This is a genomic window from Azospirillum brasilense (genome assembly GCF_007827815.1).
Taxonomy (GTDB): domain Bacteria; phylum Pseudomonadota; class Alphaproteobacteria; order Azospirillales; family Azospirillaceae; genus Azospirillum; species Azospirillum brasilense_C.
Genome location: NZ_VITH01000026.1, coordinates 27,108 through 48,507, shown reverse-complemented (window position 1 = coordinate 48,507; position 21,400 = coordinate 27,108). Strand labels below are relative to the sequence as shown.

The 21,400-nt window shown below is 66.5% G+C and carries 29 protein-coding genes and 1 tRNA gene; 9 read left to right on the top strand and 21 right to left on the bottom strand.

Annotated features, from left to right (window positions below; translation table 11 throughout):
- Both FBZ83_RS32590 and FBZ83_RS30605 read left to right on the top strand, forming a co-directional pair.
- A partial coding sequence (locus FBZ83_RS32590; RefSeq protein WP_145690899.1) for an FG-GAP repeat domain-containing protein occupies nucleotides 1-152 on the top strand: 152 nt, incomplete at its 5' end.
- 149 nt (nucleotides 153-301) lie between these two features.
- Nucleotides 302-610, top strand: coding sequence for a hypothetical protein (locus FBZ83_RS30605; RefSeq protein ID WP_145690897.1), 309 nt, complete (start codon nucleotides 302-304; stop codon nucleotides 608-610).
- A gap of 7 nt (nucleotides 611-617) precedes the next feature.
- On the opposite strand, the gene FBZ83_RS30600 is transcribed toward FBZ83_RS30605, so the two are convergent.
- The 6 genes from FBZ83_RS30600 to FBZ83_RS30575 form a co-directional block, all read right to left on the bottom strand.
- Nucleotides 618-917, bottom strand: coding sequence for a hypothetical protein (locus FBZ83_RS30600; RefSeq protein WP_145690895.1), 300 nt, complete (start codon nucleotides 915-917; stop codon nucleotides 618-620).
- Nucleotides 914-1,165, bottom strand: coding sequence for a hypothetical protein (locus FBZ83_RS30595; RefSeq protein ID WP_145690893.1), 252 nt, complete (start codon nucleotides 1,163-1,165; stop codon nucleotides 914-916). Before FBZ83_RS30595 ends, FBZ83_RS30600 begins: the two co-directional genes overlap by 4 nt.
- 141 nt (nucleotides 1,166-1,306) lie before the next feature.
- Nucleotides 1,307-1,756, bottom strand: coding sequence for a hypothetical protein (locus FBZ83_RS30590; protein WP_145690886.1), 450 nt, complete (start codon nucleotides 1,754-1,756; stop codon nucleotides 1,307-1,309).
- A gap of 171 nt (nucleotides 1,757-1,927) precedes the next feature.
- Complete coding sequence (locus tag FBZ83_RS30585) at nucleotides 1,928-2,554, bottom strand: calcium-binding protein (protein ID WP_145690878.1); 627 nt, start codon at nucleotides 2,552-2,554, stop codon at nucleotides 1,928-1,930.
- A gap of 256 nt (nucleotides 2,555-2,810) precedes the next feature.
- Nucleotides 2,811-2,999, bottom strand: coding sequence for a hypothetical protein (locus tag FBZ83_RS30580; protein ID WP_145690869.1), 189 nt, complete (start codon nucleotides 2,997-2,999; stop codon nucleotides 2,811-2,813).
- Between the two features lie 41 nt (nucleotides 3,000-3,040).
- A complete protein-coding gene (locus FBZ83_RS30575) occupies nucleotides 3,041-3,193 on the bottom strand; it encodes an entericidin A/B family lipoprotein (protein ID WP_145671776.1) in 153 nt (50 codons plus the stop codon).
- A 210-nt stretch (nucleotides 3,194-3,403) separates the two neighbouring features.
- Here FBZ83_RS30575 and FBZ83_RS30570 point away from each other — a divergent pair, with 210 nt between their 5' ends.
- From FBZ83_RS30570 to FBZ83_RS30550, 5 genes are all read left to right on the top strand, one after another.
- The gene (locus FBZ83_RS30570) at nucleotides 3,404-4,783 is read left to right on the top strand and encodes an MATE family efflux transporter (RefSeq protein ID WP_145690861.1); all 1,380 of its coding nucleotides are present in this window, start codon (nucleotides 3,404-3,406) and stop codon (nucleotides 4,781-4,783) included.
- A gap of 200 nt (nucleotides 4,784-4,983) precedes the next feature.
- The gene (gyrA, locus tag FBZ83_RS30565; protein WP_145690852.1) at nucleotides 4,984-7,797 is read left to right on the top strand and encodes a DNA gyrase subunit A; all 2,814 of its coding nucleotides are present in this window, start codon (nucleotides 4,984-4,986) and stop codon (nucleotides 7,795-7,797) included.
- Between the two features lie 21 nt (nucleotides 7,798-7,818).
- Complete coding sequence (coaD, locus tag FBZ83_RS30560; RefSeq protein WP_145671779.1) at nucleotides 7,819-8,367, top strand: pantetheine-phosphate adenylyltransferase; 549 nt, start codon at nucleotides 7,819-7,821, stop codon at nucleotides 8,365-8,367.
- A 120-nt stretch (nucleotides 8,368-8,487) separates the two neighbouring features.
- A tRNA-Lys gene (locus FBZ83_RS30555) sits at nucleotides 8,488-8,563 on the top strand.
- A gap of 832 nt (nucleotides 8,564-9,395) precedes the next feature.
- Nucleotides 9,396-10,169, top strand: coding sequence for a hypothetical protein (locus FBZ83_RS30550; protein ID WP_145690844.1), 774 nt, complete (start codon nucleotides 9,396-9,398; stop codon nucleotides 10,167-10,169).
- A 70-nt stretch (nucleotides 10,170-10,239) separates the two neighbouring features.
- Here FBZ83_RS30550 and FBZ83_RS30545 read toward each other — a convergent pair whose 3' ends face one another.
- The 15 genes from FBZ83_RS30545 to FBZ83_RS30480 form a co-directional block, all read right to left on the bottom strand.
- On the bottom strand, nucleotides 10,240-11,388 hold the full coding sequence (locus FBZ83_RS30545; RefSeq protein WP_145690837.1) for a tyrosine-type recombinase/integrase: 1,149 nt from the start codon (nucleotides 11,386-11,388) through the stop codon (nucleotides 10,240-10,242).
- A gap of 238 nt (nucleotides 11,389-11,626) precedes the next feature.
- Nucleotides 11,627-12,403, bottom strand: coding sequence for a KilA-N domain-containing protein (locus FBZ83_RS30540; RefSeq protein WP_145690829.1), 777 nt, complete (start codon nucleotides 12,401-12,403; stop codon nucleotides 11,627-11,629).
- A gap of 4 nt (nucleotides 12,404-12,407) precedes the next feature.
- Nucleotides 12,408-12,608 (bottom strand): hypothetical protein, encoded by a 201-nt coding sequence (locus FBZ83_RS30535; protein WP_145690821.1) that lies wholly within the window; start codon nucleotides 12,606-12,608, stop codon nucleotides 12,408-12,410.
- A 3-nt stretch (nucleotides 12,609-12,611) separates the two neighbouring features.
- On the bottom strand, nucleotides 12,612-13,763 hold the full coding sequence (locus FBZ83_RS30530; protein WP_186466238.1) for a DNA polymerase III subunit beta: 1,152 nt from the start codon (nucleotides 13,761-13,763) through the stop codon (nucleotides 12,612-12,614).
- Between the two features lie 13 nt (nucleotides 13,764-13,776).
- Complete coding sequence (locus FBZ83_RS30525) at nucleotides 13,777-14,229, bottom strand: hypothetical protein (RefSeq protein ID WP_145690809.1); 453 nt, start codon at nucleotides 14,227-14,229, stop codon at nucleotides 13,777-13,779.
- Nucleotides 14,230-14,278: 49 nt separating this feature from the next.
- The gene (locus FBZ83_RS30520) at nucleotides 14,279-15,739 is read right to left on the bottom strand and encodes a hypothetical protein (protein WP_145690802.1); all 1,461 of its coding nucleotides are present in this window, start codon (nucleotides 15,737-15,739) and stop codon (nucleotides 14,279-14,281) included.
- A gap of 31 nt (nucleotides 15,740-15,770) precedes the next feature.
- Nucleotides 15,771-16,646: a hypothetical protein gene (locus tag FBZ83_RS30515; RefSeq protein ID WP_145690796.1), complete on the bottom strand. Its 876-nt coding sequence runs from the start codon at nucleotides 16,644-16,646 to the stop codon at nucleotides 15,771-15,773.
- Nucleotides 16,647-16,649: 3 nt separating this feature from the next.
- Nucleotides 16,650-16,922, bottom strand: a complete 273-nt coding sequence (locus tag FBZ83_RS30510; protein WP_145690789.1) for a hypothetical protein — start codon at nucleotides 16,920-16,922, stop codon at nucleotides 16,650-16,652.
- 13 nt (nucleotides 16,923-16,935) lie between these two features.
- Nucleotides 16,936-17,346, bottom strand: a complete 411-nt coding sequence (locus FBZ83_RS30505) for a hypothetical protein (RefSeq protein WP_145690783.1) — start codon at nucleotides 17,344-17,346, stop codon at nucleotides 16,936-16,938.
- Nucleotides 17,346-18,512, bottom strand: coding sequence for an ATP-dependent DNA helicase (locus FBZ83_RS30500; RefSeq protein ID WP_186466237.1), 1,167 nt, complete (start codon nucleotides 18,510-18,512; stop codon nucleotides 17,346-17,348). Before FBZ83_RS30500 ends, FBZ83_RS30505 begins: the two co-directional genes overlap by 1 nt.
- Nucleotides 18,509-18,721, bottom strand: a complete 213-nt coding sequence (locus tag FBZ83_RS31615; protein WP_186466236.1) for a hypothetical protein — start codon at nucleotides 18,719-18,721, stop codon at nucleotides 18,509-18,511. Before FBZ83_RS31615 ends, FBZ83_RS30500 begins: the two co-directional genes overlap by 4 nt.
- Complete coding sequence (locus FBZ83_RS30495) at nucleotides 18,718-19,020, bottom strand: hypothetical protein (protein ID WP_145690767.1); 303 nt, start codon at nucleotides 19,018-19,020, stop codon at nucleotides 18,718-18,720. Before FBZ83_RS30495 ends, FBZ83_RS31615 begins: the two co-directional genes overlap by 4 nt.
- Before the next feature lie 198 nt (nucleotides 19,021-19,218).
- Nucleotides 19,219-19,410, bottom strand: coding sequence for a hypothetical protein (locus FBZ83_RS30490; RefSeq protein ID WP_145690761.1), 192 nt, complete (start codon nucleotides 19,408-19,410; stop codon nucleotides 19,219-19,221).
- Nucleotides 19,411-19,412: 2 nt separating this feature from the next.
- Nucleotides 19,413-19,730, bottom strand: a complete 318-nt coding sequence (locus tag FBZ83_RS30485; protein ID WP_145690753.1) for a hypothetical protein — start codon at nucleotides 19,728-19,730, stop codon at nucleotides 19,413-19,415.
- 259 nt (nucleotides 19,731-19,989) lie between these two features.
- Nucleotides 19,990-20,316: a helix-turn-helix domain-containing protein gene (locus tag FBZ83_RS30480; protein ID WP_145690746.1), complete on the bottom strand. Its 327-nt coding sequence runs from the start codon at nucleotides 20,314-20,316 to the stop codon at nucleotides 19,990-19,992.
- 147 nt (nucleotides 20,317-20,463) lie between these two features.
- Here FBZ83_RS30480 and FBZ83_RS30475 point away from each other — a divergent pair, with 147 nt between their 5' ends.
- A complete protein-coding gene (locus FBZ83_RS30475) occupies nucleotides 20,464-20,697 on the top strand; it encodes a hypothetical protein (protein ID WP_145690739.1) in 234 nt (77 codons plus the stop codon).
- A complete protein-coding gene (locus FBZ83_RS30470) occupies nucleotides 20,694-21,215 on the top strand; it encodes a sigma-70 family RNA polymerase sigma factor (RefSeq protein ID WP_145690732.1) in 522 nt (173 codons plus the stop codon). The genes FBZ83_RS30475 and FBZ83_RS30470 overlap by 4 nt, the downstream gene beginning before the upstream one ends.
- Nucleotides 21,216-21,400: the final 185 nt, after the last annotated feature.

Genomic DNA, 21,400 nt, shown 5'->3' with positions numbered 1-21,400 from the left:
AGCTCGACGACTTCACCGGCGACGGCCAGACCGACATCCTGTGGCGCTCGCAGAGCACCGGCGCGCTGTCGCTCTGGGCCATGAACGGAACCACCATCCAGTCCGCTCAGATCCTGGGAACCAACCCGCAGACCGGCTGGACACTGTTGTAACTGCAACTGGGCTGTAACTGCAGCCGGCTGGAGCCGGCTCTCACACTGAGACGATGTGGTGGACACGCCGCCACCACATCGTCACTTGACGGGGAGGGTCTGCCACCCGAGATTCCGCGGCACGCGTTCGCCGTGATCCAGGAGCAGCCATGGCCCCCCAGCGCCGTCACATCCTGCGCGCCCTTGCCGCCGTCGCGGTCGGTGGTGGCGCGGCGACCCTGTCCGGTCCCGCTGCGGCGTTCCGCGTGATTCCGAACGACGATCTGAAGGGCGTGCTGGACGAGGGCTGCGGCGCCACCGCCTATCATCGCCGGATGATCGACGAGGCGGTTCAGGCCGCCGGCGTGTCGCTGACGGAGGAGCAGCGCAACACGCTCCTTTCCCAGATCGCCTGCCCGACCTGCCGCTGCCCGCTCAACCAGATCGACAATCCCGCCGCGGCCGGCCTGCGCTTTTGAGCGGCTGTCACGGCGCCGCGCGCCGACGGGCACGTCCGGACACCAAGTCCCTCAGGCCGCGCGGGATCCGCGTGCGGTCGCTCCAGCGCACAGCGATCCCGGCGGCGCGGCACTCCGCGGCCAACTCGCGCCCGTTCTCGTAGCGGTGCTGGTCGAGCAGCGGCCAGCCATCCAACCCCCGGTAATCGAAGGGGCGTCCGTCGAGGAAATCCCGGAACCCGTCGAAGAATCGGGGATGCAGCACCACCGGCTTGGCTTCCCGCCATGAGCGCGCGCCGTAGAAGCGGTTGTTGGACATCCCACTCATTGGTACAGCCCCGGCCCGGCGCCCGGAGGGGTGTCCAGAACGGCCCGTCCCAACTTGTCGAGCAATCCCGCCGTCGCGATCGGCCCGTGCAGCGCGGCGAGGCGGTCCACCGCTTCGACCATCATCGCCCAGGCGACCAGCCGCTCCGGCACGCCCTCGTGGCGCCCCTCGGTCCACAGGGACCGCACCAAATCCAGCGCCGCTGTGAACTCCGCCGGAACGTCCGGCGCGTCCATGCCTTCGATCATCGTTTCCCCCGTCGCCGTCCGTCTCCAGACCTCACGCGGGAAATGTAACGTTATATCATATCAACATAAAGACAGAAGGCCACCCATGGCCGGACCTTGCGCCCCGTCACGGGGAAACGCGAGATCCGGCCGAAGGGGTGTTCAGCGCGGGGCGGTGGCGCGGTTCCAGTTGGTGGCGTCCGCCGGATTGCCGGCGGGGGCAAGGGCCGGCGCCATCGCGGCGGGCGTGGCGAACAGGGCGTCGAACTGGTCCGCGCTCATCTCGGTGAGGACGAGCGCCTGCCGTTCTTCCGAGTAGCGCAGCTGACCGGAGTCCAGCGTCACGTGGCGCCTCACCGGGTGGACCGGCGCGCCGCTCGCCACCACGAGTTGGACCGGCTCGCGCGCCGGGGTGACGACGACATCCTCCACCGCACCCAGGATGCGGTTCTCGGGAATGGACTGCACGGTCAGCCCGACCAGCTCCAGCGGCGACATCTGCGCCATGGGCCGCTGCGTGGCGCCGGTTTCCGCGCAGGCGCCGAGCGCGGCCAGGGCGCAGACGGCCAGCAGCCGGGTGGCGGGGCGGGGGGTGAAGCGTCGATGGTTCATGCGTGGCTCCTCCGTCGCGTGGGCAAGGCTATAACGCGGCAGCGGAGCGGAGGGGCCGCGGATCGGACCGGAAAAGGGCGCGGCCCACCATGGCCACGCCCCTTGTGCCATCAGCCCCTCATGCCCGCGGTACTTCCTTCAGATAAAGGGGCCGGTCCGCCGAACGACAGATCATGTGAACACATAATCGCGGCCCGCGATCAGCCCCACCGAGTCCACGGTCAGCGACGACCCGTCCCGGAAGCCGAAGGACGTGTTGGTCGCGGTCGTGGAGACGGTCAGGTCGGCAGCGGAGAAGCCGCGGAACTCGAGGCGATCGATCCCGGCCTCGAAGTAGCTGATGTCGTCGGTGCCGAAGCCGCCCGGCGCCACGTCGAATCGGAAGATGTCCGTCGCTCCGTCGCGGTAGCTGACCATATGGTCGTTGCCGGCGCCGGGCAGGAAAACGTCGGACCCGTCGTCGCGCAGCGTGTCGATCAGCCAATCATCGCCGGTTCCGCCGACCAGCGTGTCGTCGCCGCGCCCGCCCTTCACCGTGTCATTGCCCGATCCGCCGTCCAGCCAGTCGTTCCCGGCCCCGCCGAACAGCTGGTCGTTGCCCTGGCGTCCATACATACGGTCGTTTCCCGGATCGCCGGCGTAGGGATCGCCCAACCAGTCGTTCCCGAGCCCGCCATCCAGGAAATCGTTGCCGAGACCTCCGGAAAGCGAATCATTCCCCCCGTTGCCATAGACCGTGTCGGCGGCGTCGGTGCCGAGGTAGCGTTCGGCGGCGTTGGTTCCCGAAAACCTAGCCATGGTTGCCTCTCCTCAATAATTAACAAATCGTTAACATTGAGGTGGGGTGGCGGAAAGGTAAAAAAACACCGTGCTCATCGGTGCCAATTTTTGCCACGGTCCCTTGGGACTTGTTGCCCTTGTGTTTCGGTGTTGTTTCCAGATTCGAATATTCGACTTTCGGTGCAGGGGCTTCGGACAAAGAAGAAGGCCGGAGCCTGAGGGCCCCGGCCGTTTTCGCATCGGCGGTCACCGGTCGGTCGTCGCGCCCGGCGCCTTACGCCTGGGTCGGCGTCGGCATGCCCGGAGTCGGCTGGTCCGCCGGCGGCGGCATCTCCGGAGGGGTGTCGGGATTCTCGGGAACCGGGTAGGGGTCCGGCGTGGTCGGACGGTCCGGCTGCGGGGTGTTCGGGTTGCTCGGCGGCGGCACCTCGGTGGGCCGTTCCGGCGTCATGGGATCGCTCATGCGGATGGCTCTCTGTGGTTGATAAGGTGTGGGCGGGCGCGTCACTCGGCGGCGCGCTCAACGGCGCGGCCGCCGGCCTGGACATCCTGCCCGGCCCCTTCGACCGTGTTGCAGCCGACGAGCAGCGCGGCGAAGGTCAGGACGAAGCTGGCGAGGGCAATCTGGCGGACGGGGAACGGCATGGCGCGGCTCATGATCCCGAACTCCTCAATGGATGCTGTTGCTTCGTCAACGCGCCGCCGCGGGCGTTGGTTCCGGCCCATTCGGCGGATTTGCAACAGGGCGGAAGGACAATAAGCCGCCACTTGACGTGGTACGTCGCACGGTCAAGATGGCCGGTTCCGCCACCGGCGGTGACAACCGAACACAAGCGCCCCACACACAAGCGACCGACAGCCTTGATCATGCCCGACCACGCCATTCCCGCCCCTCTCCTGGCCGACCGTCTGCGCACCCATGCCGGCGAACTCCTGCGGCTGGCCGCCCCGGTCATCGTCTCGCGCGCCGGTCTGGTCGTCATGATGGCGGTGGATACGGCCATCGTCGGCCGCTACAGCGCGCAGGAGCTGGCCTATTACGGGCTGGCCCATCTGCCGGCCAACCTGCTGGTCACCACCGGCGTCGGGCTGATGATGGGCGTGGTGGCGGTGACCGCCCATGCCCTGGGGGCGGGGCAGGACGCCGAGTGCGGGCGCGTCTGGCGCCGGGCGATTCCCTACGCGCTGCTCCTCGGCATCCTCTTCGCCCTGGCCTCGCTGGCCGGGGAGCCCTTCTTCCGCCTGACCGGCCAGTCCGCGGATCTGGCGGCGGGCGGCGGTCGGGTGATGGCGGTGCTCGGCTTCGGCATGCCGGGCATGATGCTGTACGTCGCCACCGGCTTCTTTCTGGAAGGGCTGAAGAGGCCCGTGCCGGGCATGGTGGCGATGATCCTCGGCAATCTCCTGAACGCTCTGCTCGCCTGGATGCTGGTCTGGGGGCATGGCGGCTTCCCGGCCCTGGGAGCGGTCGGTTCGGCCTGGGCGACCACGGCCGTGCGCTGGGGGATGGGGCTCGGCCTTGCCTTCTACGCCTGGCACATGAGCGACCACGCCCGCTGGGCGGTGCGCGACCCGGTCCGCGACTGGTGGAGCGGCAGCCGCAAGCAGCGCCATCTCGGCTACGCCGCCGGGGTCAGCCTGGGCGTGGAGAGCGGCGCCTTCGCCACGCTGGGGCTGTTCGCCGGGATGATCTCGCCGCTGGCGCTCGGTGCCTACACGGTCGGGCTGAACCTGACGGCGCTGCCCTTCATGGCGGCGGTCGGGCTGGCCTCGGCCACGGCGGTGCGGGTGGGGGTGGCCTATGGCCGGCGTGACCCGCTGGACATGGCGCTGGCCGGCTGGACGGGGCTGGCGGTCACCAGCCTGATCCTGGCCGGAGTCGGTGTGCTCTACCGCTGGGTGCCGGAGCCGCTGGCCGCCATCTACAGCGCCGACCCTGAACTGATCGCCGCGGTGGCGCCGCTGATCGCCTTCACCGCCTGGGTTCTGGTGGCCGACGGCGGGCAGGTGGTCATGGCGAACGCGTTGCGCGGGCGCGGCGACGCCTGGGTCCCCACCGCGCTGCACTTCATCTCCTACGCGGTGGTGATGATTCCGGTGTCGGCCCTGCTCGCCTTCGGGTTGGACCGCGGCGCGCGTGGTCTTTTTGAGGGAATTTTGATCGCCAGTGTGGTATCCGTGACCATCCTTTCGCTGCGCTTCGCGCTGTTGAGCCGCCCCCGGTCCGCCAAGGCCGGAGGCCATTGACCTGCAAAGGCCAGAAACCGTGGGATTGCCGGAGCGTTGTGTGCACATGCGAAAGCTGATAGGAATTCTTATATTACATGCAGCGGCCCGAAGGGCCGTGCGGACGAGCACCGTTGAGCCTTAAGTGTTGAACCGAGTGCGTTGAACAGCAAGCGCTGAACACCGAGCATCGCCGCAGCCCGTAGAATGAGTTTGTCTCCTTGAGCACGACGCCCCTTCCTCCCGCCTCCGACATCGCGCCGGTCACCATCGAAGACGAGATGCGCCGGTCCTATCTCGATTACGCGATGAGCGTGATCGTGAGCCGCGCTCTGCCCGACGTCCGCGACGGGCTGAAGCCGGTGCACCGCCGCATCCTCTACGCGATGAAGGAGGGCGGGTACGACTCGACCAAGCCCTACAAGAAGTCGGCGCGCATCGTCGGCGACGTGATGGGTAAATATCACCCGCACGGCGACAGCGCGATCTACGACGCCATGGTCCGCATGGCGCAGGGCTTCTCCATGCGCCTGCCGCTGATCGACGGGCAGGGCAACTTCGGTTCGATGGACGGCGACCCGGCCGCGGCCATGCGCTACACCGAGGCGCGGCTGGCCAAGGCGGCGGAGGCGCTGCTCGACGACATCGACAAGGACACCGTCGATTTCCAGGCCAACTACGACGATTCGGGCAAGGAGCCCACGGTCGTCCCGGCGCGCTTCCCGAATCTGTTGGTCAACGGCGCCGGCGGCATCGCCGTCGGCATGGCGACCAACATCCCCACCCACAATCTGAGTGAGGTGGTGGACGCCTGCTGCGCCTACATCGACAACAACGATGTCACGCTCGAAGAGCTGATCGAGATCGTGCCCGGTCCGGACTTCCCGACGGGCGGCATGATCCTCGGCCGGTCGGGCGTCCGCTCGGCCCTGATGACCGGGCGCGGCTCCGTCATCATCCGCGCCAAGACCGACATCGAAGAGGTGCGCAAGGACCGCCTCGCCATCGTGGCGACGGAGATCCCGTACCAGGTCAACAAGTCCAAGCTGATGGAGCGCATCGGCGAGGTCGTCAACGACAAGACGATCGAGGGCATCGCCGACCTGCGCGACGAATCGGACCGCGACGGCGTGCGCGTGGTGATCGAGCTGAAGCGCGACGCCGTGCCCGACGTGGTGCTGGCCCAGCTCTTCCGCCACACCCAGCTGCAGACGTCCTTCGGCGTCAACATGCTGGCGCTGAATGGCGGCCGCCCGGAACTGATGAACCTGAAGGACATCATTGTCGCCTTCGTCCGGTTCCGCGAGCAGGTCATCACCCGGCGCACCGAGTTTCTGCTGGGTAAGGCGCGCGAGCGCGCCCACACCTTGGTCGGTCTGGCCGTCGCCGTCGCCAATCTGGACGCCATGATCGCGCTCATCCGCAGCGCCCCGGACCCCGTCTGGGCGCGCGAGCAGATGATGGAGCGCGAGTGGCCGGCGATGGACGTCGCCCCGCTGATCGCGCTCATCGACGAGCCGGGCCGCGGCGTGTCGGAGAACGGCACCTACCGGCTGTCGGAGGAGCAGGCCCGCGCCATCCTCGACCTGCGTCTGCACCGCCTGACCGGGCTGGAGCGCGACCGCATCGGCGCCGAGCTGAAGGACGTGACCGACCAGATCGCCGACTACCTGGAGACGCTGGCCAACCGCGCGAAGCTGCTGGGCATCCTTCGCGACGAGCTGGTGGAGATGAAGGAGCGGTTCGGCACCCCGCGCCGCACCGAGATCCAGGAGCTGGAGTTCGAGGCCGACATCGAGGACCTGATCCAGCGCGAGGACATGGTCGTCACGGTCAGCCAGTCCGGCTACGTGAAGCGCGTTCCGCTGTCCACCTACCGCGCGCAGAAGCGCGGCGGCAAGGGCCGGTCGGGCATGTCGATGAAGGCGGAGGACGCGGTCAGCGACCTGTTCGTCGCCAACACCCACACGCCGCTGCTGCTCTTCTCGTCGCGCGGCATGGTCTACAAGCTGAAGGTCTACCGCCTGCCGCTGGGCAACCCGCAGGCGCGCGGCAAGGCCTTCGTCAACCTGCTGCCGCTGATCGACGGCGAGACCATCACCACGGTCCTGCCGCTGCCCGAGGACGAGGCCGTGTGGGCGGATCTGCACGTCGTCTTCGCCACCTCGAAGGGCAACGTGCGGCGCAACCGCCTGTCGGACTTCGCCAACATCCGCTCCAACGGCCTGATCGCCATGAAGCTGGAGGAGGAGGGCGAGCGTCTGATCGCCGTCCGCACCTGCTCGGAGGCCGACGACGTCCTGCTGGCGACCGGTGGCGGCAAGTGCATCCGCTTCGAGGTCGCCGACGTGCGCGTCTTCGCCGGCCGCACCTCGACCGGCGTGCGCGGCATCCGACTGGCCGACGGCGACGAGGTCATCTCGATGACCACGCTCCACCACGTCGACTCCTCGCCCGAGGAGCGCGCCGCCTTCCTGAAGCGCAAGCGCGAGGAAGGCGTCGATATGGAGGGCGAGGCGGCGCCGGAGGCCGATGAGGTGCCGACCGAAGCCGTGACGCTCAGCATGGAGCGCTACGAGGAGCTGAAGGGCCTGGAGCAGTATGTGCTGACCGTGACCGAGCGCGGCTACGGCAAGCGGACCTCCTCCTACGAGTACCGGGTGACCGGCCGCGGCGGCCAGGGCATCTGGAACATGGAGATGGGCGACCGCAACGGTTCCATCGTGGCGGCCTTCCCGGTGGAGGACTCGCATCAGGTGATGATGGTCACCAACGGCGGTCAGGTCATCCGCATGCCGATCCACGACGTGCGCATCGCGGGCCGCAAGACGCTGGGCGTCACGCTGTTCCGCGTGGGTGCGGACGAGCGCGTGGTGTCCGTCGCCTCCATCGCGGAGGACGAGGATACCAACGGGAACGGGGCCAACGGAAACGGTGGCCTGGGCGATGATCTCGACGGCGGCGGGACGGCCGCCGTGGACGACAGCGCCGATGCCGCCGGCCCCGGCGAGACGCCCGGTGAACCGATCGAATAAGAAGAGGCGGAAGGTACTCCCATGGCCAAGCGCCGCATCGGTGTCTATCCCGGCACCTTCGACCCGATCACCAACGGGCACATGGACATCATCCAGCGGGCGTCGCGCCTCGTCGATCACCTGATCGTCGGCGTCGCCCGCAACGCCGGCAAGGGGCCGCTCTTCTCGACGGACGAGCGGGTGGCGATGGTCCGGGAGGACGTGACCGCCCTCAACAACGCGGGGGCCAGCATCGAGGTGCGGGCCTTCGACACGCTGCTGATGCATTTTGCGGTGGAGGTGAACGCCACCGTGATCATCCGCGGCCTGCGGGCGGTTTCCGATTTCGAGTACGAGTTCCAGATGGCGGGCATGAACGCCCGTCTGAACCCGAAGATCGAGACCATGTTCCTCATGGCCTCGGAGAAGAGCCAGTTCATCTCCTCGCGCTTCGTCAAGGAGATCGGGCGCCTGGGCGGCGACATCCGCGGCTTTGTCAGCGGCCGCGTGGCCGATCATCTGGCCGAGCGTTTCGCCCTGGAAGCCGGCAACGGCGACGCCAACAAGAAAGTGCAGACCCTTAAGCAGTGACGCCGAACAGCGGCGGCGGATGGCGAAATTTTTGTACGCTCCGCCCAACCCCGCTGTTGACGGGGGAGTCACTGGCCCCTATGTTGCGCCCCGCATCGGCGACAGGCCGTACGCTTCTGTGATCCGGTAGCTCAGTCGGTAGAGCACGTGACTTTTAATCATGTGGCCGTGGGTTCGAATCCCACCCGGATCACCACAGTTTCAATGACATAGCGGTCTTGACGGTGAGTGTGTCAAACTCCCGTCAGACCGCGTGTCAAACTCCCTGTTCTCGATATGTGTTCAGAGCGCCCATTCGACCGTTTCCGGAGGGCGCGAATCCGCTGGGTCCTGTTGCCAAAGGGGTTGCATGGAACTGATCTGATCGCATTTGGGCCAAGCGCCGATCAGAACCATGTTGACCGATGCGATGTGGTGTTAGCTCTTCCCCTTGTTGCCGCCGCGGAAGCCCAGAACCGGGCGTCCCTCCCTTGATTACCGGTGCCTCGGTGCGGGCCAGCCAGAGGAAGGCTCGCACCGAGGCACTCTGGCGCGGTTGGCCGGAAGACGTGATGAGCTGGTGGGGCGCTTGGCGGTGTCTGCAACGCTGGACGACTGCTGGGAACTGGAGCCGCATCGTTGCTGAACTGCGCGTATGCCGCAGGGGCGGCGGCGTGCGTCAGGCGAGCAGGACCCGGTCGCTCGCGCAGCGCCATGAGCTGCCCCTGCGTGCCGACGCCGAGAGGGCAGCTCATGGCGCTGCGTCTGACCGGTGGAGAGCGCCATGAGGTAGGCATAACTTTGCAGGAGATGTGCGTAGCCGTTGAGTGGGTAGCGCATCATAACCGATGGGCGTGCGACGGACATTCTATCGCCGAAATAGTGACGTTAGTTCTCCCTTAAAAAGGGAGTGCAGAGGCTGATAGCTTCGGAATGGTCATTTGCATGGACATAAATTAATTGTATTATTGAGCGTGCGATTGGCGAAGCACGTAATAGCTTCATATTCTACGCAACCCGTCAATTGATTGCGATAGAAGGGGGTGGGCATGTGCAATGAAGAATGTAAGAAAGACGTCGACGGAATGCCGGAGCCGTTAAAAAAAGAGAGGCTTCCCAAAAAGACCGCGCAGGTGATGTTGACTGTTTACGTCGTTTTTTCGCTTGCATTGTTTGTTTATACCCAGTTCGGCGGGAGCACATTGACAGCAATTCAAGCAACTGTTACTGTATTGGTTCCAGCCCTTTTTATAGGATGCATTTATACCATAGTGCAGTATCCGTATCTTGTCGTTCCGCTGGCGATGACAGTCTTGGTTTTGACATTATCCTTTGTTTCTTATTTTTGTTTCAGAATTTTAAAAGACATTGAAAGTTGTGATCCGTCTCCTTTGAAGGTTTACCTTAATATCTCTGACTGCGGAACCTCTAACAGAACTCTCCCCTTACCCTCTCAAGCGCCGTCGGACGGAAGCAAGAAACCCGCGAACCCATTAGTGTTCAACTTGGGTGATAAAAGTTGGAGGGAGATGCGTCTTTCGAATGTCAGATTTGAGATATCAAATGCTGGATCACCAGATGCCAAACTCAACCTTTATATCGCCGCGCAAAGCCCTCAATGTACTGTCTTTGGTGTAAATGGAAGGGAGAGAGCGGTATTGTACGCAATTCTTGGATACCAGGATGGGACATCTGCCGAGTATTTGATGAGGCCGTTTGCGCAATCAGCGAACAATCGTGGGGCAGAAATTACTGAAGGACCGAATATTGGGTCCAAAATTCCTTCGAAGGTAGATGTTCGTTTTGAGGGTAGGTGCGGGTAGAGAAATAAATATCGATTTTCTGCGAGATATTGCCTCTGTGTTAGCCGCGGAGGCAAGATTTCAAACATAATCAACTGAGTGAAGTGTGCTCCTGAACGCCATCCGAATGCTTTCGGCGGAACGCCTCCACCTTGGCAATGGCGTGCTTCGCTTGGTCACTGTCAGGGCGCCAATAGTGCTTCAGGATGTGGTGGACGCTCACCAGGGTATGACCGGTGATGCTGGCGATTTCGGGGATTGAGCAGCCGGCGGAAGCGAGGCGGCAGACACAGGTCGCACGGAGTGACCGGAACTCGATGTGGGGCAAGCCGGCGGCGTTGGCGATCTCCCGGAAGGCTTTGGAGAATGCCTGCTGCTTCCACTGCTGGCGCGTCGTCTCGGCGACAACCAACAGGATGTTCTCCTTCGGTAGCGCGGCAAGGCGGTCGCGCAGCAGCGAGGTCGCTGGCACGGTGACATAGGCGCCCGTCTTGTTCTGCACGCGACGAAGGGTTGCGCCATCCCATTCCCGGCCTCGGCGCATGTCCAGGACGTCTCCTTGACGCTGACCGGTCTCAGAAGCGAGTAGGACGGCGGTGCCGATGCTGGACCGGCTCATCTCGTCAGCCTTCGCCACAATGGCGGCGATCTCCACATCGGCCCAAATGTGCACCTCGGGTGCGTCCTTCTCCAGGCCGAGATCGGTCCACACATTGTCGGTCGCGGCACCGCGGCGGCGGCCAAAGTTCCACAGGATCGAGCCGAAGGCGGCCATCCGCGCCCGCAGGGTAGGGCGGTCATCGTATTGAGAAAGGAACTTCAGCACCGCCGGGGTGGTCATCTGTTTAATTTGCGGGTGCTGCTTTGCCTTCGACCAAGCAATCATCTGCTTGGCCAGCAGATCATACTGATATCGCGTCGCTTCAGCTTTCTTCTTGTACTTGTCGCTTTTCTGGTAATCAGCGATCAGCCATGGTAGCGTACCCTCGACTGGTCCCGCTGAGACCTGAGATCGCGCCCTATCGAGCTGCGCATTAAGTTCGCGACCACGGGCTACCGCGGCAACAGGATCGGTGATGGCGCCACCACGCTCGTCGCGCAGGCGCAACGCCCCGGACGGCCAGCCCTCCGGTTGGAGACGCTTCGGGACCTGAAAATAGAACGCCCACGTTCCGCCCCGATTCTTGGCGATAACGAACCGCGGAAGCTCCAGCGGTATTTTTGCCATGTCTATGCCCATGGATCTTCAGCCGGCGCGTGTGACGATGCCACGATTCCGCTACGCTTGTCCTGCGCGATGTCGAGCAGGTTGCGATCCCACAGGACGCGCCCGCCGCGGGGCTCGCCAGCGGGCCATATCCCCGCGCCCACCTCTTCAGCGAACTTCCCCGGCGACACACCGACATAAGCGGCTGCCTGATCGCGTGACAGGCACCGCGGCCAGAAGGGGAGGCCGGATAGATCGGCGCGCTTGGCACTCATCCCTTCCTCCCCCGACGCCCCAGCCCCAGCAGCGGGAGCGTCAGCGTTTCGCCTCCCTCCAGTTCGGAGTTGTGCAACTCCACCAACAGGCGCCCACGCCGCCGCATGTAGGCCTGGGCGAACTCGACAGGGAAAATCCACACGTTGGAATGGGAGTGCCTGGACAGTGCCAAGGGCGGGGTCTGCGCGGCAGCGATCTCAAGCAGCTCGTGCCTGATCTTCCCGCCGAGGCTTCGGCGCCCCTTCTGAACGGCCCCGGCGGCATCAAGCAGTTCGAGGACGGTGACACCGGCCACAGCCGAGTTGCGGTTGTCGGCGGTGACGATCAGGTCTTGGACCTGCTGGGAGAGGGTGGCGACTTGGTGATCCGTCGACTCCATCCGCGCGATCAGCGGCGCGACGATTCCGGCCACCGTGGCGGCGATGTCCGCGCCGGGCAGGGCGGCATACCCCTTGGTGCGGATGTCATGAATCCACTCCGTGACCTGGACGGCGAAGGCCGGGCTACACCACTGCGCGAGGTGGTAGGCGACCTGGGGGTGGACCCAGGTTCCGCGGCCGGCATTCGGTCCGGTGGTGACGGTCGCAACGAGAAGGTCAGCCGGAATTCCGACTGACCTAGAAAGCTCGGCAATGAAGTCGGCAGTGCCAGCATTCTCGTTGTAGTGCTTCCACTCCTTCCCATTCGCCTTGCACATAGCCGTGGCGTTCAGATAGCCGTCGTCCCGCTGGCCGATCGGCGTCCCGTTGAAGGTGCGGGTGATGTTCGTCATCGCGTCAATCCTCCGGCTGGGGCTCGGGTAGCGTCACAAGGAAGGCATCAGCCCCAGGTGACGGGAAGGCGTCGCCGGTGAACCACTTCCACCAGCCATCCGCCTGCTTGATCCAGTGGCCGCCGTTGACGGCGTGCGCCTTGGTGCCGACCGGATAGTCGATCCATGGTCGGTCTTTGCGTTGTTGCTGGGCGTAGCTGTCCATGGCTCAAACCCGCTGCGGCATGACCAGCGCCAGCAGCGCGGCCTCGTCCGGCCCGGTCCCGACCGGCCACAGCACGACGGGTGACGCCAGATCGGTGAACCGTGCCGAGATCCGGCCGGCGGGCATGGCGCCCAGCGCTGAACCCAGCAGCTTCGAACCGAACCCGATGGACAGGTCGCCGGACCCGGACGCCTCGGCCCAATCCTCGGCCGAGACCCCACCGGAAGCGCCGGCCACGATGGCGACACCATCGGTGGAGATGTCGAGGCGCACCGACGACGCCTTGCCCTCGGCGGCGACGCGAACCCGGCGCAGGGCGTTGGCCAGGGCGTCGCGCTCGAACTCCAGGCTGATACCCCCGCGCAGCGCGTTCGTGACCAGCCACCCCATGTTGTCCGGGAACGCCCCAGCAGTCAGGCCGGTGCGGAACCGGGCTGCCCCGATCCGGAACGCCGCGGCGTTCGGGCTGGGCTGGGCGGAGGGCGACAGCGGTTTCGAGTAGCCGATGGTGACCTCGACCGGCTCATCATCGCTGGCGCCGTCGAGCAGGGCCCGGAGCGGCGCCCAGGCGGTGACCGGCAGCATGACGTCGCGGGTCGGGATGTCACCCTCTCCGGCCACACCGGTCCGCACCATGACGTGGCTGTCCGTCGCCCAGGCCTGCAGGGACCCGTCGGCCGGACGGAGGCAGGTCACGCAGAGATGCATCCTGGCCTCTTCCGTGCTGGCCGCCCAGGTCGTGGCGTCGCCGACGCGGCGCAGTTCGCCGGCCGTGATGGTCATGACCGGACCCTTGACCGGGCTGGCCGCCGGGTAGTCGCTGGCCGGCAGTGCCGGGAACCGGAGCTTGGTGCGGCCCTGCGAGATGCGGAGGAGGCCGTCATCAAGGCTGATATCCACCTTGCCGGTGGGCAGCTCGGATACCGCCTTGGTGAGCATGGCGCCGTTCACGGCGGCGTCACCGGGCGTGGCCACGGTGGCCGGGACGGAGAGGGAGGCCCATTGCGTGGTGTCGGAGCTGGCGACGGTGAAGCCGCTGTCCTTGGCGCGCAGGACAACACAATCCAGGATCGGGACGGACTTGTTGCGCCCGGAGAGCTGGCCGCCACGGCGCAGGGCGGCGAGGAGATCGGCGCGGTCGATGGTGAGGTGCATGGTCGGGTCTCGCTCACGCGGTGGCGGAGGTGGGGGTTTCGGTGTCGTCGGCGTCTTCGTCCTCGTCGGCGCAGTCGCACGTCGGGCCGTCGAGGTCGTGTGGCTCCCCGCATTCATCGCAGCGGCCCGGAAAACCCATGTGCGCGGCTTCGATCAAGCGGCGCATCGTGTAGGTCGAGCCGAGGTTGAGGTGATGATCGGCCTCGTCCTCGGCCCGCTCCACGGCGCCCAGAACGGCCATCGGCGGTTCGTGCTCGGACAGGCCGGCATCACGGACGGCATCCTCCAACTGGGCGAACAGGCCGGGCTCGTCCCCGGCGAGGCCCCAGAGCGGATCGATGTGGAGACGGACGGCGCGGGCGTAGATGCCGTGGGGAAGGTCGGTGAGGCCGGCGGGGGTGCGGAGGTGGTCGACCGGAACTGCTTCGGCGGCGACTTCTCGGGCGGTCGGGCGGGGCGTGGTCATGCTTGCCTCCATAGGCAGGCGCAGCTCGGCCGCGCCTGCCGGATCGTGGTCAGAACAGGTCGTCGTCACCGCCAGCGGGCGGCGGCGGAGGCGGGGCAGCGGCGGTGCTGGCCTTGGGCGGCTTGGTGGCGGCGGTCGACGGCGCGGCCTGCTGCGGGGCGGTCTCCACCGCCTTGGGCTGCGCGGCCTGCGCCTGCGCCGGACGCGTGACCTCGGCGAGGAGGCGGCGGTACTCGGTCTGGACCTCGGCGATCAGACCCTCCGGCGCCGCGGCGAGACCAGCGGTGTTGCTCTCCCAGAGGCCCTCCAGGGCGGCCTTGCCGGCACGGGCGGCGTTCGCCAATTCGGCCAGGAAGGAGGTCACGTAGTTCTGTTCCTGGCCGCGCATCCAGGTCCGGACCTCACCGTCCAGGGCGATCAGCTCGTAATCGGCGCTGGGTTCCGGCTCCGGGGTGGTGGGCTCCGGCTCGGGCTGGGGAGTGACCGGCTCCGGCTCGACATCGATCACCGCGGGAGCGGTGGCCTGGGCCGGCGGACTGGCCGCTGCCTTTCCCCGCGTCGGCTTCGGTGGCGCCGTATCCGCGGCGCGCTGCACCTCCTCGTGGTAGAACTCGTCCACCACATCGGCGGCGTCGTCACCGAGGACATCACCGCCACCGATCGGGGCGGCCAGCATCAACCGGGCTTCCTGCTCGACCTGCTCGATCCGCGCCCGGTTCCGCTCCCGCCGGAGGGAGATGTCCAACGCCGTGGACTGCAGTTGCTCCATGGCCCCGGCGAAGCCCAGGGAGACGACGTAGATGGTCTGCGTCTTGCCGGTCGGGTCCGTGGCGGTCTTCGGGCGGATCGACATCGTGAGCGGGATGCCCGCCAGCGGGCCGCCGGTGACGGAGGTCAGGAAGGCCAGCGACGATGTGATGCCGACGATGGTGTTGTAGGAGGTCGTCCGCAGCACATGGACGCCGCCAACGGTCGAGGCGGTGTCCAGCATGACGGCGAGGCGGCCGTTCATCTTGCACTTCGGGTAGCGCTGGTTCTCGGCAATGGCCTGGAACGCCGGGTCGGCCAGCGGGCATTTCGAGCAGTCATGCTCCTTCCAGGTACCGTCCTTCTGGAGGCGCTGGGAGGTGATGCCGTCGCCATGGCACCACAGCGTCTTGCCCTGGTAGGCGACCAACCGGGACTGGAAGTTCAGTTCGGGATCGTCGAACACCAGCCGGACCGGCAGATCGCGCGGCTTCTCGCCGAGCTGGGCGTGGACGCGCTCATCGCGGAGGTAGTTGTTGTCCTGCCCGCGCTCCAGCGTCGTGACCAGGAAGTGGTCCAGCTTCTGCGGCGGCTGGAACTCGGTGCCGCCACGGCTCGTCCGGGCGGCGCCCTTCATGCCGATCTTGATCTTGCCGATCTCGGGGAGCTGGAGCGGCATGGTCTTGATGCGGAGGCTGCGGCCCTGCGGGCGGAAGTCGGCGAGCTGTCGCCGTTCGGGGATGACGAGGTCGGTGGACGTCATTGGTGGCCTCTGGGGATGGGGAAGGGGCGCGTCAGCGGATCGTGACGCCGGTTTCCGGCACCAGACGGGCGCCGGGGATCTCCTGGCCGGCTTCGAGCGCGGCCTTGATGCATGCGGTGTCGGGGACCATGAATTTCCGGGGGATGGCGTCGTAATCGAAGATGTCGAGCCGGTACCGGACCTGCACCTTGGCCATCGCGCCGTGGTCGGTCCGGATCGTGCCCGGCGCCGGGCCGGTAGGAACGGCGGCAAGGGCATCGGCCTGCGCCTCGCGCAGCTTGGCGGCCTCGGCGGCCTGCTCCAGCATCAGCGCTCCATCCACCGGGGCGCCCTTGGCGGCGGCTTCGGCGGCATCGCGCAGGGACTGCTCGGCGGCCTGGGCCTCGGCCGCAAGGGCGGCGGCCTCGGCCTCGGCCTTGCGGCGGGCTTCGTCGGCGGCGCGCTGCAGCCGTTCGGTGTAGCGGATCAGCCGGCCCCGCAGACCGGTTCTGGCGCGGTTGTCGCCCAAACCAGCATCGAGGCGGGTACTGCGGGACTTGAAGACGGCATCAATGCGCTTCTGCCCGTCGAGATAGGGCCGCTTCGCCGCGGTGCGGGCGGACTCCTCCTCCTTCAGCGCGGCGGCGATGCGACCGGCGCAATCCGTGGCCTTGGCGGCTTGGTCGTCGTCGGCGATCTCCGGCCGTTCCGCATCCCAGCGGGCGATGACGGATTCCAGGCGGGCGCGGTTGGCGGCGCGGGTCGGGTCATCAGAGGTCGCAACGGTGAGGAGGAGGCCGTGCAGTTCGGCGACGAGCTTGGACCGGGTCGGGTCCTCGGGATCGACCAGCGCGGAGCGGAGAACGGCCAGGGCGTCGGCGGCGTCGGGGGCGCCGTTGCTGCCGGGGATGGGGGTGGCGTCGGGCATAGGTTAGGCCTCGGCGGCGGCCTTACGGCGCGCCAGTTCGTCGGAAACGGCTTTCTCGGCCTGCTCCCTGGTGTCGGTCTCGATCTCCCACGCATCGTCAGAGCCCGCGTCTTCAGCGGGAGGCAGCGTCGCGTGGAACGAGGTCCGCACAACAGCAACGTGCTCGACCTCAGCGACCTCGCCGTGCGCGTAGTTCTCGGTAATTTCGTTGATTGATGAATGACCGGTCTCGCGGTCGGAGGCGTCCCAATAGCAGGTGACTTCAATGGTCTGCATGGCGTGGTCTCCCTCAAAAAATCGGCGCCGCAGCCCGGTCGATCGGGCGGCGCGGGTTGGCGAGCGGGTGGGCGGCGGCCTCCGGGCTCACGGCGGCGTAAGTCCGCGCCCATTCGGACAAGCGGCGGAGGTCGCTGTATTCGGCTTCGTCGATGGGCTGCCAGGGCCAGCCCCGCGGCTCCCAGCCGTCGCAGGGCACCGGACGGCCGTTGACCTCCGCGACCATTTTCCAGTCGGACATCAGCTCCCAGGTCTCCGGATCGCGGTCGCCGTCGACGATGCTCACGCTGGCCGGGACATGCGGACCGTGCTTGACGAGCCGGGTCTTGAAATACCGGGTCTCGCCGGGGCGGATCGGAAGCTGGGCAACCGGACGGCGCGGGGCGGTGTTCGGGCGGCGGAGGCCCTGGGCTGGGGTTTCCATCACGCACCCCGCAGCAGCAGCGTCAGCCCGGCCTGGGCGCGGGTGATCGCGGTGTAAAGCCATTTGGGGGCATCGTTCTGGCCGGCGCGGCGGAACGCGGCGCTGTCGTCCACGATGGTGACGTGCGGCCATTCCGACCCCTGCGCCTTGTGGCAGGTGATCGCATAGGCCCAATCGAACTCGTTGATGCCCTTCTCCAGTCGGTCCGGCTTCCGGGTGCTGGCGTCGAAGTGCTGGGCGAACTGCCAGGGATGTGTCAGCAGCGGGTTCCGCGGCTCCGGCTCATCATCCAGATGGACGCGAATATCGACGTAGGGCCGGACCTCCGGTTCGGCGTCGGCGGTGGCGATGCCGAGGGCACCATTGAAAAGCCCCTCTTCCCGGTTGTTGCGGGTGCAGATCAGCTTTTCGCCCTTCAGGGGCAGCGGCCCCTCGAAGCCGAAGCGGCGCCGGGCGCGCTGGCAGATCGTCCAGCGGACACGATGGATGCCGCAGATGGCCTGCGTCCGCGGCTGGTAGACCTCGTGCTGGGTCTCCTGCGTCAGGACGGCGACACGGACATCGGCACCGTAATCACCGGTCCGGATCGGTTCGCCCAAGCGGGCAGCGGTCGCCAACCGGATGATAGGGCTGTCCGCGGCCTGACGATGGATCTCGGACAGGAAGGCGTCCGGCTCCCGGTTCGTGAAGGCCCCGGCGCCGGCCACCGGCGGCAACTGGCCGGGATCGCCCATGACGAGGATCTTCTTGCCGAAGCTGCGGAGGTCCGAGGCCAACTCGCGATTGACCATGCTGACCTCGTCCAAGACGATCAGGTCCGCGGAACTGGCTGGCCCGTCCGCGGCAAGCTCGAAGACAAGCCGGCCCTCGACCACCTTCGGCAGGTAGATCATGGCGTGGATCGTGCTGGGGTCCGGGGCGCCTTTCTGGCGGAGGCGATGCGCGGCCTTGCCGGTGTAGGCACCGGTGATGACCTTGCGGCAGCCCTTGTAGCGGCGCTGGATTTCCTCGATGGCGAGGGCGGCGATGGTGGTTTTGCCGACGCCGGCATAACCGGCGAGGTAGAATTCCTGGCGGCCACGCTCGCCATACCACTCCACGATCTGGCGGATCACGGCGAGCTGGGCGGCGGATGGGGTGATGTTGCCGGTCTTCATCGCGGTCATCCCGGATTCCGGGGTGCAGCCCCGATCCGCTTCAGGACATCGTCCAGGGCCTTCCACTCCGGCCCGCCGCGCCCGTAGCCGTCGCGGACCTCCACCAGCTTCCCAGCCACCATGGCGCGGTACTCCGCCTTGTAGGCGTCGAGCTTGGCGGACACGACGACGGCCAGGGTCTGCGCCAGATCGGCGGGGAGTTCGTCGGGGCGGATCATTCCAGCACCTCCCGAGCGGCGGCCTGCTCCCGCTCCACCGCACCGGCCTCGGCATCGGTGCCGATGCGGGCCAGGGCGGCGTACAGCTCCGGGGTCAGCATCGCTTCCGGCAGGGCGGACCAGTGTTCGCCGTCCTTGCAGGCCTCGATGCTGTAGACCTCGAATTCGGCGGGCTGGCCGGGGTCGGTCTGGGTCCGGCGCACGGCCGGATGCATGATCCCGCTGAAGCGCAGCGACCACTTGGCGATGGTGTCGCCATCGACCGTCGAGACGATGGGGGGAGCATCATGCCAACGCATGGGATCAGTCTCCGAAGGCGATGAGGGCGGCGACGGCGAGGCCCCAGATCAGCACCAGGGCGAGCAGGTCGAGGAGGGGGGCGGAGGCCGGGGGTTCGCTCATGGCAAAGCTCTCCTGTTCCGGCGCTCCGGCCGGTTGGTGTCGGGGTCTGTGGGGTGGCGCCGGTCAGGCGTGGTGGAGGCCGGGCGCAGCCCGGATCAGGCGGCCCGGAAGTAGGCCAGCGATTCCTTGCCGGTCGGTCCGGCGAGGTCCATCGCGTAGGCGGTGGCGATGTCCAGGCTGGGGTGCTCGATGTCGAGGATGCCGGCAGCGTCGCGGACGGCGAAGCGGCCACCACCCAGCGCCCAGACCTCGTAGGAGCCGAAACTGGTGATTTTGATCGGGTCCATGGTCAGGCTCCGGTGGAGGTGCTGGCCGCGGTCCGATCCAGCCGCTCGATCTCGGCGACGAGCAGCGCGGCGGCGCGGATCAGGTCGCGGCGGCGGTCCTTCGGCTTCCACCACTCGACCTTCCACGGCCAGACCAGGGGCGGGTGAGAGGCCTGCCAGCCGGACGAGAAGGACCCGGCGAGGGCATACGCCGCTCCAGCGGCAGCCAACTCCCCGCAGTCGTGCTCGGCGTCGTGATCGGCGCTGAAACCCTCCTGCTCGATCTGCCGGAGGCGTTCGTGGGTGATTTCCACCAGCACGGCGTACGTTTTTTCACTCACGGTTTTCTCCCCTCTTGTTGCCCTCCCCGAGAAAGGGCCGGAGCGGCGGGGGTGCGCGCTCCGGCCAGTTTGGGAGGAAACGCCCCGTTAGGGACAAGGGGGAGTATTTTAGGATCAGCCTAAAATGTCAACGCGCTTTTTTGGTAATGCCTAAAAATATTTTCGCCGAGCAACGGGCGGGCACGAAAAAGCCCCGCAGGCCAGGGACCTACGGGGCTTCAGATCTAAACCAGGAGGAACCGAGCCGGCGCGCGAGCGGTCAACCCTTAACGAGGCGCGGTCTCCCGCGACGCGGCACCGGCTGGGTGTCAGAGGACGCCTCGGTCTCAGCCTCGGCGAGGCGATCCACCAAGCCCATCGGCAGTGCCGTCTTGATGCCGTAGTACAGGAAATCCAAGGAAATCCCCAGCTCCACGAAGGGCTGGAGCTTGAACGGCGGCGGCAGGATTTTGCCACCCACATAATCCGAATAGGTCGGTCGGCTGACGCCCATCATGGCCGCGGCTTCGGCTGCAGTGCGGCCCAGCGCGATCCGGGCGGCATCGAGGCGGCGCCCCGTAGCGGCTTTGAAGCTGGCTTCATCCATTCGTCGTCTCCATGTCGCGGCGCACCGCGCTTCCTGATGCTCTCCTTGTACCGGAAATCTGAATTTTCGGCAACGCCTAAATGTCAGCGTTGACTTTTTAGGTTCCTCCTAAAATAGTGAGCGGGAGTTAACCCGCTGGAGGACGATATGTCCCGAACGCAAAATGAGCCGGAGCAGAAGGGGCGCACCATCATCGTCCGGCCCGACGATCGGCTGATCCACATCACGACCATCCACCAGAGACTGCAGAACGGCGAGCCCCTCAAGCTTTTGGCTGATGAATACAAAGTGTCGGTCTCGGCGCTGGGCGACCACCTGTTCGCTGCTGGCTTGGCCTGGGAGAAGCGCGGCGGCCGCCCCCGCAAAGGGGTCTCAGCATGACCGCGCATCACGCCCCGAAGGACCCCTTCACCGCGGGCCTGCTGGACCTCATGCCGGACCTGACCGCCCGCGCCCGCAACCTCAGCAGGGGCAACTCGGCCCGCGCCGAGGATCTGCTGCAGGACACCATGATCCGCGCGCTGGAGCGCCGGCACCTCTTCGACGGCACCAATCTCCGCGGCTGGCTCTACACGATCATGCGGAACCTGTCCTGCGACGTGGCGCGCCACGACGCGCAGTTCGTGCACCGCTCCGTGGATGATGACGCGGTCTCGGACGCTTTCCATCGCCGCACCGCTGCGGCCCCGGCGCAGGAAGACGCCGTGATGGTGGCGGAAACGCTGGTCTTCTTCGGTCGCCTCGGCCCGGGCCGGCTCGCCGCCCTGACGGCCGTTGCCTTCGATGAGATGACCTACGAGGAGGCCTCCGAGGCGCTCGGGATCAACGCCGGCACGCTGCGCAGCCGCATCTCCCGTGGACGCCGCGATCTGTCGGAGATGTGCGGGGTGGGGTCATGACCGCGCCGTATCCGACCAAGGACCAGCTCTTCCTGAGTGGGCAGCAACTAATCCACCAGTGGTGTGATCTGAACGGTATCGCCTGTCCGCTTGTGAAGCGCTGGAGCAAAGCGGAATGGGCGTGGGATGCTTGCGCCTTCTATCGTCCGACCACCATCAACATTTGCGTGGATGCCTGCGCATCC